11 protein-coding genes are annotated in these 14,405 nt (G+C 62.8%); all 11 read right to left on the bottom strand.

The features are described 5' to 3' along the window. Positions 1–121: 121 nt before the first annotated feature. Positions 122–1,141 carry an alpha/beta fold hydrolase gene (locus tag P5706_RS14810; RefSeq protein ID WP_285679691.1) on the bottom strand — a complete coding sequence of 340 codons (1,020 nt, stop codon included), beginning with the start codon at positions 1,139–1,141 and terminating at the stop codon, positions 122–124. A gap of 139 nt (positions 1,142–1,280) precedes the next feature. Further along, entirely contained in the window at positions 1,281–2,042 is a 762-nt protein-coding gene (locus P5706_RS14815) for a PIG-L deacetylase family protein (RefSeq protein WP_138453744.1), read from the bottom strand. Between the two features lie 177 nt (positions 2,043–2,219). Further along, the gene (locus tag P5706_RS14820) at positions 2,220–2,879 is read right to left on the bottom strand and encodes a glycosyltransferase family 2 protein (protein WP_285679692.1); all 660 of its coding nucleotides are present in this window, start codon (positions 2,877–2,879) and stop codon (positions 2,220–2,222) included. Further along, a complete protein-coding gene (locus P5706_RS14825; protein ID WP_285679693.1) occupies positions 2,876–3,475 on the bottom strand; it encodes an SAM-dependent methyltransferase in 600 nt (199 codons plus the stop codon). The genes P5706_RS14820 and P5706_RS14825 overlap by 4 nt, the downstream gene beginning before the upstream one ends. Continuing rightward, the gene (locus P5706_RS14830; protein ID WP_285679694.1) at positions 3,472–4,230 is read right to left on the bottom strand and encodes a PIG-L deacetylase family protein; all 759 of its coding nucleotides are present in this window, start codon (positions 4,228–4,230) and stop codon (positions 3,472–3,474) included. The genes P5706_RS14825 and P5706_RS14830 overlap by 4 nt, the downstream gene beginning before the upstream one ends. After that, entirely contained in the window at positions 4,227–5,225 is a 999-nt protein-coding gene (locus P5706_RS14835; RefSeq protein ID WP_285679695.1) for an acyl-CoA dehydrogenase family protein, read from the bottom strand. Before P5706_RS14835 ends, P5706_RS14830 begins: the two co-directional genes overlap by 4 nt. 1 nt (position 5,226) lies before the next feature. After that, the gene (gene glgX / locus P5706_RS14840; protein WP_200432231.1) at positions 5,227–7,386 is read right to left on the bottom strand and encodes a glycogen debranching protein GlgX; all 2,160 of its coding nucleotides are present in this window, start codon (positions 7,384–7,386) and stop codon (positions 5,227–5,229) included. A gap of 124 nt (positions 7,387–7,510) precedes the next feature. Then, positions 7,511–7,783, bottom strand: coding sequence for a DUF2934 domain-containing protein (locus P5706_RS14845; protein WP_200432230.1), 273 nt, complete (start codon positions 7,781–7,783; stop codon positions 7,511–7,513). Positions 7,784–7,807: 24 nt separating this feature from the next. Beyond that, on the bottom strand, positions 7,808–10,564 hold the full coding sequence (locus P5706_RS14850) for a malto-oligosyltrehalose synthase (RefSeq protein WP_285679696.1): 2,757 nt from the start codon (positions 10,562–10,564) through the stop codon (positions 7,808–7,810). Next, on the bottom strand, positions 10,561–12,645 hold the full coding sequence (gene malQ / locus P5706_RS14855) for a 4-alpha-glucanotransferase (RefSeq protein ID WP_285679697.1): 2,085 nt from the start codon (positions 12,643–12,645) through the stop codon (positions 10,561–10,563). Before malQ ends, P5706_RS14850 begins: the two co-directional genes overlap by 4 nt. Next, positions 12,642–14,387: a malto-oligosyltrehalose trehalohydrolase gene (gene treZ / locus P5706_RS14860; protein WP_285679698.1), complete on the bottom strand. Its 1,746-nt coding sequence runs from the start codon at positions 14,385–14,387 to the stop codon at positions 12,642–12,644. Before treZ ends, malQ begins: the two co-directional genes overlap by 4 nt. Positions 14,388–14,405: the final 18 nt, after the last annotated feature.

The raw sequence follows: 14,405 nt of genomic DNA on the forward strand, positions 1-14,405 counted from the left end.
ATAAATCTGTTGATAATTATTCGCATTAGTGTGGCAGATCAGGCTGAAGCAAAAAAGCCTTTGGGGAGAGATAGTTAACAAAAATTTCACATTTTCCAGGGTGGCACATGGCTAGACCCCGTCACAGCTGGTCAGCGTCTATCACGGCCTTGGCAAACGCCGCCGGCGCTTCTTGCGGCAGGTTATGGCCGATGCCGCCGTTCACCAGACGGAACTGGTATTTGCCGGTAAAGCGTTTGGCGTAGTCCTCGGGTAATGGATGCGGCGCACCGTTGGCGTCGCCTTCAAGCGTGATGGTCGGCACGCCAATGCTCGGCGACTGCGCGAGTGTTTGCTCCAGCGCAGCGTATTGCCCTTCGCCCTGCACCAGGCCCAGGCGCCAGCGATAGTTAAATACGGTGATGGCCACGTGATCGGGGTTGTCCAGGCCTTTGGCGCTGCGCTCGAAGGTGGCCTCGTCAAAGGCCCATTTCGGTGAGGCGGTCTGCCAGATCAGCTTGGCAAAGTCGTGGGTGTTTTTCTGGTAACCGGCGGCGCCGCGTTCGGTGGCGAAGTAGAACTGGTACCACCACTGCAATTCCGCTTTGGGTGGCAGCGGGTTTTTGCCGGCGGCCTGGTTACCGATCAGGTAGCCACTGACCGACACCAACGCCTTGACCCGCTCCGGCCACAGCGCCGAGACGATATCTGCTGAGCGCGCGCCCCAATCATAACCTCCCAGTACCGCTTGCTGGACCTTCAGCGCGTCCATGAAATCGATCACGTCCTGGGCCAGCGCCGCCGGTTCACCATTGCGTAAGGTTTTATCCGACAGAAAACGCGTATCGCCATACCCACGCGCATACGGGATCAGCACGCGGTAGCCTTTGGCGGCCAACAGCGGGGCGACGTTGGCGTAGCTGTCGATATCGTAGGGCCAGCCATGCAACAGGATCACTACCTGGCCATTGGCCGGGCCGACCTCGGCGTAGGCCACATCCAGCAGGCCGGCCTTGATGTGCTTGAGCGTCCCGAACGCCGATTGATGCTGCGGTGCCGGGGTTTGCGGTTCAGGCATTTCGGCATGGGCCATGCCCATGGCCGCGAATGGCAACAGGGCAAAGGCCAGGAAAAGTGGGTGGCGTTTCAACTGAGCGTGCATGGCGAGCCTCCTTGGGCTTGATGGGTGCCGGGTGCTCAGTTGAACGTCGTGCTGTATCGGCTGTGTTTCAGAAATGGGCGCGGGTTAAACACTGTGTATCGCGAAGGGTGCTGTACACAGTGCGATACATAAGCTGTCTCTAGGCAAACACGATCTCATAGGGCTCACGCATCCGCTCCAGTAACTCCTGGGCAAGCATGGGCGCCAAACCGATCTCCGGGTCGCCGACCAATTGGCTGGCATACGCATGGGTGGCGTGCAGCTTGCGCGCAACGCTCCAGCTGTCCAGCCGTACCTTGCGCGCGCGATACCAGGGAATCACCGAGCCTTCGCGCACCGGCCAGTGCCAGGCCCATATCGGCAGTTCATACAGGCGCGCGCCGGTGAGCTGGCAGGCTTTGGCGCTGGCGCGGCCGACGGCGTCATGGTCGTCCTTGCCGTCGTGGCGCCAGGTGGTGAACACCACGTCACCCGCTTGCAGGTAGCGGGCAATGAACTGGCTCATGGGTTGTTCGCGGGCGGCAAGGGCGTCGTCGCAAAAGCCGCCGCGAATCCACTTCAGGCTGTGCAGCGGCATGCCCAGGCGCCGCAGCGCCTCGGCGCTTTCCTGCGGCCGGATCACACTCAGGCGGCTTGCCGGCCAAGCATTCGAGCCTGGGTGGCTGGCGCTGCCATCGGTGATCGAGATCAGTTGCAGCGGGTGGTCGAGGGTGCTGAGCAGTTGCAATAAACCGCCACACGCCAGCACCTCATCGCCGGGGTGAGGCGCGATGACCACTACGCGCGCACCGCGTGGCACCAGGGAGGAGGGCTTGATAAAGGGGATTTGCGCCAACTGCGGGGCACTGTTCCAGATTTGCGCAGGGCCGCGACGGCCCTCGCTTAATGAGGCAGATTTCATCGGTGTCACGTCCTTGTCAAATGATGCCGGGTCGTACCCCGTTGACGGGACGACGCTCTTGTACTCAGCACAGGCTCCGCTGCGATGAACTGCGGCCATCCAACCCTGGATGACCAGCAAGGCGATTTCAGCATAGTCAAGGATTCGGCGTTTTTACATCTTGCAAGGTCGAAATATTCAGGTGGCCTGCATCAAGCTCTTCAAATAATCACCAAAACCGCCTTGAGCGCGGCAGTCCAGGCGCGCACTTGTAATCACCTGGGGCGTGTGGCTCCAGGCGATGGAAGCGCCGCAGCGCTCCAGGTTGCGCACCAGTTGCACATCTTCGTGGCAGGCCAATGGCTCGAAGCCGCCTGCCTGCACATACGCCGCGGCACTCACGCCCAGGTTGGCACCGTGAATATGTCGATGGCCGTCGCGGGCTTCGTAGGCTTGGGTGTAGCGGATCTGCGCCGCTGCGTCGAAGCCTTCGCTCCAGGCATCCACTGTTACCGTGCCGCACACGGCATCGGCGCCCAAGGCCAGTTGCGCCACCAGCCAATCGGGGGCGACACGGCTGTCGGCGTCGGTGCACGAAATCCAGCGCGCGCCCTGGTTCAACAAATGCCGCGCACCCACCCCACGCACGTGCCCGACATTACGTGCTTGCACTTGTAGACACTGCACCGGATACGCCTGGGCAATCGCCGCGCTGCCATCGCTGCAGCTGTCGAGCACGGCCAGGATCTGCACAGGTTCGCCGAGCAAACCTGGGTGGCTGGCGGCAATCATCGCGGCTTTGAGGCATTCGCCCAACAGCGCTTCTTCGTTATGCACCGGGATCAGAATGCCGATCATCGCAAGCCCTCATGGGTGGCGACCGAGGTGCCGTCACGGCTCCACAGGTCGAGTAGAAAGTCACTGTCGTGATGTTGGACGAGGTGGGCCATGCCCAGGCGTTGCGCGAGCATTTCGTGCACCTGTTCGGCCGTTTGCGGGCAACCGTCGATGTGCGGGCGCCAGTGGCAGGCGAGCAGTTGGCCGTTGTCGGTCAGTGCCTTGAGGGCGCAGTCGATCAGGCGCTGTAAATCGTCGGCGTCAAGGTAGTAGCAAAGCTCGCTCAACACGATCAGTTCGAATTGGCCGTACGGCCATTCCTGGGGTAAACGGCTTTGATGCACCTGGGCGTGGGCAAACCCCAGCAAGCGGGCTTGCGCCAGCGCCACGGCAGCGGCGGCCGTGTCGCAACACACCAGGCGGTCGCAGCGCGCGGCCAACTCGGCACTCAGCTCACCGTTGGCGCAACCGGGTTCAAAGATCGACGTGTAATGGGTCCGGGTCAGCACGGCCAGGGTCAGCGCGCGCTTGCGCTGTTCGTACCAGCGCTGGCGAAAGGCCCATGGGTCGTCATTACCGGCGAACAACTGATCAAAATAGGGCGTGGCCACACTCATACAAACACCACTTCAAAAGGTTGCAGCAAACGCTCCACCACAAAGGGTGCCAGCACCGGTGCCAGGCCCACCTGCGGGTCGCCCTCCAACTGGCTGGCAAAGGCATGAATGGCGTGACGTTTACGCGCCACGGCTTCAGGTGTCAGCGCGATCTTGCGCGCACGGTGCCACGGCACTTGGCTGTCCTCAGGTGTTGCCCAATGCCAGGTCCAAACGGGCAACTCGTAGAGCGTCGCACCTACCGCCTGCGCCGCTTTGGCGCTGGCGCGGCCAACGGCTTCATGGTCGCAATGCCCGTCTTCGCGCCAGGTGGTGAACACCACATCGGTGGGCTTGAGATAGCGCTCTATGAACGCGCTCAACTCATCTTCACGGGCCGCCACCTGGCTGTCGGCAAAGCCTGCGCGCAGCCACTGCAAACTGTGCAGTGGCATGCCGAGACGGTGCAGGGCCTGGGCCGACTCCTGCGGGCGCACGATGCTCAAGCGCTCGACTGGCCAGCGCCTGGAGCCTGGATGGCTGGCGCTGCCGTCGGTGACGGAAATCAGTTGGATCGGCCGGTCGAGCATGGCCAGGCCTTGCAGCAGGCCGCCGCAGCCCAGCACCTCGTCGTCCGGGTGCGGAGCAATGATCACGGCGCGGTGCCCAGCGGGTACCAACTGCTCAACACTGATGTGCGGCAATTGGGCCATATGGGCTGAACCCTGCCATTGATGTAACGGCGTGCCCTGGCCAACGATCGGGTTGGGTTTCATAACAGCCACCTCCCTGTGGGTTCGTCCGCCACCAGCTTTCCCAACGCCGCCAGGTCGCGCTCGGCGTGGCTTTGGCGTACATACACGGGTAAGTCCGCGATCAATTGGGCGAAGTGCGGATCTTTGCAATAAGGCCCGGCGCCCACCGCGCGACCGACATGGTGCATGACCTGTTCGACGGTATCCTCGATGCACGCCCGTGCCTGTTGGGCCAGTTGCCGCGCATCGGCGCGAGGGTCGCGGTCGATCTGCTCAGCGGCGTCGCGCAGTACACAGGCGGCGCTATTGAGCACGCTGTCGACCGCGCCCAGATGCGCCAGCGCATGGGGCTCAGGACGTTGGCTGCACTGCGCGCGCAGCACTTCTGCCAGGCGTTGAGCACCGCCGTACCAACAGGCGGCGATACCGACGCCGCCGTGCCAGAAGCCCGGCCGCGACAGGTAGTCGCCCGGTTCGCCAACCGCGATGCCGCGGGCCTCATTGAAGATGATTTCGACACTGCCGGTGGCCGCCATGCCCACCGCTTTCCAGCCGTCGTTGGTGACGGTGACGCCGGGCTGGTTCATCTCGACCGCCACCAACTGTTGGCGGTCTTCTTCGTCCCAGGCGGTCAGCAAGCCATGGCTGACCACCGCTGCGCCGGAACACCAGGCTTTGCGCCCATCGACGATCAGGCGCTGGCCATCGCGGCGCACGCGTACCTTGGCCGTCGGCGGTTCGGCGGCCCACATGCCCCAAACGCTGCCCAGGGGCGGCAAGGGGCTATCGAGCTCGGCGATGATCGCCAGGGCATCGGTGTGGCCTTCGAACAGCTTGCACAGGCGCAGGTCATGACCTGCCACCTGCGCCAGCCGGCTGTAGCGTTCCAACGTCTGGCCGCTGCCGGGCAATGGCAGTTGGTCCAGGCCTTCCTCCTGAAGGGCCTTCAGTGCAACGCCCAGCGCCTGCGTGTCGGCGTAGCTGCGGTTGCCTTGAAGGAATCCATGCAGAGCCATCTCACACCTCGTCGTCTCGTTGCAGTTCGAACAGCAGCAGTGAGCGTCCGGTTACCGCGTATTCGTGCTCGAAATCAAAACGCTCCTGACCGCGCACGGCGGGTGCATTGGTATCGAGCATGCAGGTCCAGAATTCACCCTGGGGCACCGGCGGCAAGCGGAAATTGACCATGTCGTGGTGGGCATTGACCACCAGCAACAAGGTCGCATCAGCGCCTGGGCGACGAATCCCGGTTTCCTGGGCGCGGCCGTCCATCAGCATGCCCAGGCAGCGGCCATGGCTGTCTTCCCACTGTTCGGTGCTCATCTCGTTGCCATCCGGCGCCAGCCAGGTGACATCTTTTACGCCGAGATCTTCGTTGTAGTCGCCCACCAGGAAGCGCCCACGGCGCAGGATCGGGTAGGCCAGGCGCAACTTAATCAGGCGTTTTACAAACTTGAGCAGCGCCTTGCCGTCGTCGTCCAGGTCCCAGTTGACCCAGCCAATCTCGCTGTCCTGGCAATAGGCATTGTTGTTGCCGTGCTGGGTGCGCGCGAACTCGTCACCGGCCACGATCATCGGCGTGCCTTGGGCCAGCAGCAGCGTGGCAAAGAAATTGCGCATCTGGCGCAGGCGCAGAGCGTTGATTTCCGGATCTTCGGTGGGGCCTTCGACGCCGTGGTTCCAGGACAGGTTGTTGTTGCTGCCGTCCTGGTTGTTTTCGTCGTTGGCCTCGTTGTGCTTGTCGTTGTACGACACCAGGTCGTGCAGGGTAAAACCATCGTGGGCGGTGATGAAGTTCACCGAGCTGTAGGGCCTGCGACCCCGGTGGTTGAACATCTCACCCGAGGCGGTCATGCGCCCGGCAAAGTCTGCCAACTGGCCGTCATCGCCTTTCCAGAAGGCGCGCACGGTGTCGCGGAAGCGGTCGTTCCATTCCACCCAGCCCGGTGGGAAGTTGCCCACTTGATAGCCGCCGGGGCCGCAGTCCCAGGGTTCGGCGATCATTTTCAGCTGGCGCAGCACTGGGTCCTGGCGGCAGGCCACGAGGAAGCTGTGGCGCTCGTCGAAACCGTCGCGATAACGCCCAAGAATGGTCGCCAGGTCAAAGCGGAAACCGTCCACATGCATCTCGGTGGCCCAGTAGCGCAGTGAGTCGGTGACCATTTGCAGCACGCAGGGGTGGCTCAGGTCCAGGGTATTGCCGGTGCCGGAATCGTTGATGTAAAAGCGCTTGTCGTCGGGCATCAACCGGTAGTACGAGGCGTTGTCGATGCCGCGCATCGACAGGGTAGGGCCGCGCTCGTTGCCTTCGGCAGTGTGGTTGTAGACCACGTCGAGGATCACCTCGAGTTTTTGTTCATGCAGGTGCGCGACCATCTCCTTGAACTCGGCGATCTTGCCGCTGGCCAGGTAGCGCGGGTCGGGCGCAAAGAACGCAATGCTGTTGTAGCCCCAATAGTTGGTCATGCCTTTTTGCAGCAGGTGCTGGTCGTTGACGAAGGCATGCACCGGCAGCAGCTCTACGGATGACACGCCGAGCTGGCGAATATGCTTGAGCACGTCATCTTCCATCAGCCCGGCGCAGGTGCCGCGCACCGACTCGCCCACCGAAGGGTGACGCATGCTGATGCCGCGCAGGTGGGTTTCGTAGATGATCGTGCGGTCCCACGGCACTCGCACCGGCTGGTCGTTGCCCCAGGTGTGCGCGGGGTCGATGACCTTGCACTTGGGCACAAAGGGCGCGCTGTCACGCTCGTCAAAACTGAGGTCGTCGTCCGGGTGGCCGATGGTGTAGCCGAACAGTGCCTCGGACCATTTGAGTTCACCCACCAGCTGTTTGGCATACGGATCGATCAGCAATTTGTTGTGGTTGAAGCGATGACCATTGGCCGGGTCATACGCACCGTACACGCGGTAGCCGTAAATCAGCCCGGGGTGGGCGTCGGGCAGGTAGCCGTGGAAGGTTTCGTCGGTGTATTCGGGCAGTTCGATACGTTCCAGCTCGACCTCACCGGTGTCATCGAACAGGCACAGCTCGACCTTGGTGGCATTCGCCGAGAACAGCGCAAAGTTGACGCCCAGGCCGTCCCAGGTGGCGCCTAGAGGGAAGGGCAAACCTTCACGAATCCGCGACGGCTCATTTTCCGGCGTGGCTGGGTTGTTATCGGGTTTGCTCATTAAATTGCTCCTGCAAGGGTCTTTTTTCGGGCCGAGCGCTACCGTGCCGACGGTTGCTCAGCTGACGCAATAAAAAGTAAAAAGGGCCTCCTGGCGACAGTGTCGGCAGGAGGCGCGTGGGCGGTTAAGGTTTGGGCTTTTTCGGCGCCGCAGGCTTCTTGGCTGCCGGCGGTGCAGGTTTGCTGGCCGCTGCCGGGGCCGGCGGCTTGGCTTTTGGCGCAGGCTTGGGCGCGGTCTTGGGCTTGGCCGCAGCTTTAGGTTTGCTCGGGGTCAGCGCTTCCGCTTCGGCCAATTTGCGCGCCATCTCCCAGTGGCGTGCGTCTTCACCGTGGGGTTTGCCTTCGGATTCCCAGATCTGATGCGCCAACTCGCGTATGCGTTTGTCTTCAGTACTCATCACAATACTCCTCACAGAAAATTTTCAGCTTTCTTGATCGTCGGAATTGATAAAGACATTGACCGGGAAATCCCCCAGGGCAGCGCTGATCAACAGCTCCTTGTTTGGTGTGACTGCGCCTGTATGAAAAAGTCCCTTCCAGTTTTGTGTTGTGCTGGCGAACGGTAATTTCACCCGCGTATCGCCCCAAACCTGCGCATTGACGTGGGGCACTTCACCATTATCCAGCAAGCGATGGGACCAGCGTGGCACCACCACCAGCAGGTGTTTGCCTTGGTGCGTACGGCAGAATGCGACGACGTGATCGGCGTGTTTACCTACCACTTCCAGCGGCGTGTAACTGCCGCGTTGGAAGAGTTCGGTGTTGGCCTTGCGCACGGCCAATACCTGGGCAATCAGCGCCTGTTTGATACGCCCGTCGCGCCAGTGGGACAACAGCTCGCTGACGTCCGGTGGTGTCTCCAGCGCGTGTTGCCGTGCGTTGAAATCCACCGGGCGGCGGTTGTCCGGGTCTACCAGGCTGAAGTCCCAGAACTCATCGCCCTGGTACAAATCCGGTACACCCGGCACGGTGATGCGAAGCAAGGATTGCGCCAGGCCGTTCAGTGCGCCCGCCGTGGCGATGGCCTGGGCGGCGTTGCCGATGGCGTTGCGTAACGGCGCGCCGGCATCGCTGAGCAGCAGGCGTGACAGAAAGACTTCGACCGCCTGTTCATAGGCTTCGTTGGGCGCGCTCCAACTGCTTTGCAACTTGGCTTCGCGCAGGGCTTTTTGCTGCCATTGCCACAGGCGTTGCTGGTAAGACTGCAAGTCCGGGTTGGTTTCCAGCGGCCAACTGCCGAGCAGCACTTGATAAAGGATCAGCTCATCGCCCGCCGACGGGCTGTGTGCATCCTCGCGCAACGGTGCGGCGAGGCGGCGCCAATGCTCGACTTGTTCGACATACCACGGCGCGCATTCACTCAGCACTGCAAGGCGCGCGCGCGTGTCTTCACCGCGCTTGTGGTCGTGGGTGGCGGTGGCCAGCAGGTTGTCGGGGAAGGTCTGCAAACGCTGCTGGTTAGCCGCGTGAAAATCCGCCAACGGCGCACTGAACTGTTCGGTGCTAAAGCCCACATCGTTACGCGACAGCAGCACCGCCGAGCGATAGAACGCGGTGTCTTCCACGGCTTTGGCAGCCGCCGGCGACGTCAATTGCTGGAAACGCACGCAGGCATGCTTGAGCATCTTGCGTTCACGCCCGACCGGGCGGTTGCGCCATGGTTGGCCGCCCAGCCATTTTTCCAGGTGGTCGAGCACCGGCCAGTCGCCTTCGCCCAAGGTGCTGCGGGCACCGGCCAAGGCTTGCAGGAAAAACACATCGTCATTGGCGCTGCGCCCACGAGCGCTGATGTAGGTGCGGTACACCGGGAAGTGCACGATCAGTTCCTGCAAGGCGCGGCGGATTGCGCCCAGGGTCAGGTCGCGGGTCATCACGTCGTCGCGGGCCACTTGCAGCAGCGCCTGGGCCACGCTCTCGAAGTCGCCGGCCAGGGAACCGTTGAGGATTTGCTGGCGGGCCAGCCAGGCTTCCTCGATAAAGGCCGCAGGCCGTTCGCTGTGGTGCGTCCACAGCTCAGCCAACGGCCCGAAGCCTGCCGGGTCGTGCTGCAACAGCGACAGTTGGTTCATGAACTCATAGCCGGTGGTGCCGTCCACCTGCCAGTCTTCGCGCAGGGCTTCGCCTTCTCCGAGGATTTTTTCCACGAAGATCGGCAAATGCCGGTTGGGCGAAAGTGAGTCCACACGCCGGCGCAACTTGCGGCAATACCCGCGCGGGTCGGCCAGACCATCGATATGGTCGATGCGCAGGCCGTCCACCAGGCCTTGGCTGATCAGCTCGAAAATCTTGCCGTGGGTGGCTTCGAACACGGCGCTGCGTTCTACGCGCAGGCCGCCCAGTTCATTGACGTCGAAGAAGCGCCGCCAGTTGATATCGTCCGCTGCGGTACGCCAGCTGGCCAGCCGATAAACCTGTTGTTCCAGCAAGGCGTGCAAGCGCTGGAAGCCGTCTGGTTGGCGGCCATCAAACTCGGCCAGTTGGCGTTCGATGGCGTGCAGCACCGAGGCTTCGGTGGCGCGCTCGGCCAACGCGTGTTTGAGCCAGCCGGCTTCGGTGTACGCGTAATCCTCGTAGGCGAGGGTGCCGAAACGATCGGCCAGGGGCTTCAACAATTCATCGCTGCCGAGGATCATGGCGTAGTCACGCGGGCAAATCGGGAAGCGGTGTTCGTAATGCTCGACGTAAAAACTGCCATGCGCAGCATCGAACTTGAGCGTCAGATTGCCGCTTTGCAGCGCTTCACCGTAGTCGCTGCCCAGAAACGGCATCAGCAACTGGCCCTTGAGCAGCGGGTCCGGTGAGTGCCACTGGATATCGAAAAACTCACTGTAGGGGCTCAAGCGCCCCCATTCCAACAGGTCCAGCCACCACGGGTTGTCCGCACCGCCGACGGCCATATGGTTGGAGACGATATCGAGGATCAGCCCCATCCCATGCTCGCGCAGCGCCGTTACCAACCTGTGCAGGGCGGGCTCGCCACCCAGCTCGGGGTTGACGCGGGTTGGGTCAACCACGTCGTAGCCGTGAATGGACCCGGCGCGAGCGGCGAGCAGCGGCGAGGCATACAGGTGGCTGATGCCCAGTTGGGCGAAGTAGGGCACCAGCGGGACGGCATCGTCCAGGGTGAAACCTTTATGAAATTGCAGACGCTGCGTCGCGCGCAGGGGTAACGTGTTCATCGGTCACGCTCATGGGCCTGGTTGCGCGCCACGGCCAGCAGCTCCAGGCGGCGGGCGGCACTGTCGTTGTCGAGCAGGCTGGCGGCCTCGCCCGGCAGCCGGCGGCGCCAATTGGGGTGGGTGTCGGTGGTGCCGGGCAGGTTGGCTTGTTCCTCGATGCCCAGCGCGTCTTCCAGCGGCAACAGCACCAACGGCGCGCGGGTATGGCCCAGGTAGCGCACGCTGGCGTCGATCATATGGTCGGTGTCGTTGCGGATTTCATCGACGAAGTTCTGCGGATCCTGGCTCAAGGCCTGGCGCAGCGCCTGGCGTTCACGCAGGCGGTGTTCGCTCCATTGCTCCACGGTGGGCGCATCGATCAGGCCCAGCTGGATATTCCACTCGATATCGCGGCTGTGCCACCAGCCGTTGAGGGTTGGCAAGTCATGGGTGCTGGTGGTGGCCAAGGCGTTGTCCGGCCAGTCGAGAATCGGCTTGAAGTGGCCTTCGTAGTTTTGCTCAAACAGCAACACGCGCATGCCCAGAAGCGAGCGGCCGCTGAGTTTTTCGCGCAGGCCATCGGGCACGGTGCCCAGGTCTTCACCGAGCACGATGGCCTGGTGGCGGTGGGATTCCAGCGCCAGCAGGCGCAGCAGGTCATCCACCGGGTAATACAAATAAGCACCTTCGCGCGGCGTAGCGTCCATGGGGATGACCCACAGGCGTTGCAGGCCCATCACATGGTCAATGCGCAGGCCGCCGGCGTGGGCGAAGTTGGCCCGCAGCATCTCGATAAAAGCGCGAAAGCCGTTGCGCTTGAGGCCTTCGGGGGAAAACGCCGAGATGCCCCAGCCTTGACCCGCACGGTTGAGAATGTCAGGTGGCGCGCCGACGGTGAGGTTGGCCAGCAACTCGTCCTGCCGGCTCCAGGCCTGGCTGCCGCCGCCGTCGGCACCCACGGCCAGGTCAGCGATCAGGCCGATGCCCATGCCGCTGCCACGCGCGGCTTGTTGCGCGCGCTCCAGGCTGCGTGCGATCAGCCATTGGCTGAAGGCGAAATAGCCGATTTCATCCGCATGCTCGGCGGCAAATTGCGCCAGCGCCGGGCTCTGTGGCGTGCGCCATGCTTCGGGCCAGTGGCGCCAGTCGAGGTCTTCACCAGCGGCGGCGCGCACGGCCTGCACGGCTTCGAAGCGACAGTGGTTTTCCAGGGCTTCGCCGCCGGCCTGGCGAAAGCTCAGGAAGTCGGCGTGTTGCGGGTGCTGGCCGTGGCGGAAATCTTCATACAAGGCCCGCAACACGCGCTGCTTGGCGCGGGCGGCGGCGGGCCAGTCGATCAAGGTGAGCTGTTCCAGTGCGTGCAGCTCATCCGTGAGGTCCAGTGCCTCGATGGCGTTGCGCACTTCGCGCTCGCCAAGGATGCAGGCGGGCGAGGCATACAGGCTGTTGAGGAACAGCCGGCTGGACGGTGAATAAGGGCTGTAGCGCTCGGTGTCGGCGCTGAACATCGCGTGCATCGGGCTGATGGCCAATGCATCGGCGCCGCGCTCGGCAGCGCTGCGCACCAAGTGCTCCAACGCCAGGGTGTCACCGAAACCGCCGTCACCCAGGCGGCGCAGTGCATACAGTTGCGCGCTCAGGCCCCAGGCGCGGGCGGGCTGGCTGTCGACCGCTTCACTTACGCTGTAGCAATGGGTAGGGGCCACGGCCAGGGTGAAGGTTTGATCGTCGATATGCACCTGGTGGTAACCCAGCGCAATAACGCCGGGCAGTTCGGCATTGCCATCCAGGCGCAATTCGAGGGTTTCGCCCTGTTCCAGGCTGACACGGCACGGTGTGTCCGGGGCGAAGTAACGCGCAAGGTCCAGGCTCGCGCCGGTGTCCACGGTCATCAGCGGTGGCAGGTGCTTGTCTTGTTGCACCTGTTCCATTTCGAGCAGGCTGGCATCGATCTCAGCGTCGGTATCGGCCGGGTGGCCCAGGCCTTTGAGGACAGCACGCAAGGCGGCAGGTTTGACATGTTGCGGGCGGCCGTTTGCGTCGATCCAATCGACGGCCAGGCCCGCGCGGCTGGCGAGTATTTCCAGGTTCGCTTCGCTCAAGGGTGATCTCCAACAGGGGATAAGGCGACGCGCGTGCTGAACGGCGCCAGTTGCGCGCCTTCATGGGCGGACGTCTCGAATAGCAGGTGCGATGGCGCCGGGTGATCCAGCGGCGTGGCGCCCAGGTTCAGGTCAATCTGCAACACGCTGCCGTTGCCCAGGCGCCAGCGCGCGGTGACAGCGCTGTCGCCCAGCACCTGGGCGCCCAGCGCCACGCTGCCGGGCAAGTGCGGCACGATATGCACATGGCGCAGGCTCAGCAGCTGGCGGTACAGCTGCGCGTGTGCGTTCTCGGCAAATAAGGGCGCCGACTGCACAAACGTCGTCAGCGCATTGGGATCGGGAATATGTTCGCGCCGTTCAGGGTCTTTAAACGCTGCGAAGTCGGCGAATTCGTTGCGCCGACCTTCGCGCACGGCTTCGGCCAGCTCACCGTGGTGGTCGGTGAAAAACAGGAACGGCTGCTCGGCGTTGACTTCATCGCCCATAAACATCAGCGGAATCATCGGCGACAGCAGCAGTAAGGTAGTGGCCGCTTTCAGCGCCTGGGGCGAGCACAGTTGGTGCAGGCGCTCGCCCAAGGCGCGGTTGCCGACCTGGTCGTGGTTCTGCAAAAACGCCACGAAGGCGCTGGGCGGCAAGTCGCCACTGGGTTCGCCGCGCGCATGGCCGTGGCGGGTGGTGTGGCCTTGGTAGATGAAGCCTTCGCCCAGGCAGCGCGCAAGTTTCTCCGTAGGGTCTTGCGCGAAGTCGCTGTAATACGCATCCGTCTCGCCCGTGAGCAGCACGTGCAGCACGTTATGGAAGTCGTCGTTCCACTGCGCATCAAAGTCGTGCTTGAGCAAGCTGGCCTGGTTGATTTCGTTTTCCAGTACCAGCCACACGTGCCGGCCGGTGTCCACCTGCTGGCGTACCCGGTGCGCAAGTTCCTTGAGGAAGTCGGGGTTGTCGATGGCGTGCACTGCGTCCAGGCGCAGGCCGTCGAAGCGGTACTCAAGCAACCACATTAGTGCGTTGTCGAGGAAGAAGTCGCGCACCTCACGGCGATCAAAATCAATCCCGGCACCCCAGGGCGTGTGTACGTCTTCTTCAAAAAAGCCTTGGGCATACTGGCCCAGGTAATTGCCGTCGGGGCCGAAGTGGTTGTAGACCACATCCAGGATCACCGCCAAACCGTGTTCGTGGGCACTGTCGATGAGCGCTTTGAGTTGTTCGGGGGAGCCATAGGAGGCTTGCGGGGCATAGGGCAGAACCCCGTCGTAGCCCCAATTGCGCTCGCCGGGAAATTGCGCCAAGGGCATCAGCTCAATGGCGGTCACGCCGAGTTCGGCCAGGCGAGGCAGGTGCTTTTGCACGCCGGCATAGCCACCCAGTGCGCCCACATGCAGTTCGTAGATAACAGCCTCGTGCCAAGGGCGACCTTGCCACTGGCTGTGTCGCCATTGATAGGCGAGGGGATCGACGACGACGCTCCAGCCATGTACGTCCAAGGCTTGAGCCCGGGACGCCGGGTCAGGCACGTCGTGTTCGCCGTCGATGTTGTAGCGGTAACAAGTGCCCGCCGGGCACTTGGTTTCTACCTCGAACCAGCCATCTGCCTGGGGCAGCATGGCAATGGAGTTGCCGTCTTGCAATTCAACGCTGACATAAAACGCGTCTGGCGCCCACAAGGCAAAACGCGTGTGTTGCGCGTCCAGCATGATTGCGCCGTGGGGCCAGGTTTCCAGAGTCCTTGACGGCATCTATGAAGACCTCCCTTT

The sequence above is a fragment of the Pseudomonas sp. ChxA genome (genome assembly GCF_030263855.1).
Taxonomy (GTDB): Bacteria; Pseudomonadota; Gammaproteobacteria; order Pseudomonadales; family Pseudomonadaceae; genus Aquipseudomonas; species Aquipseudomonas fluorescens_CB.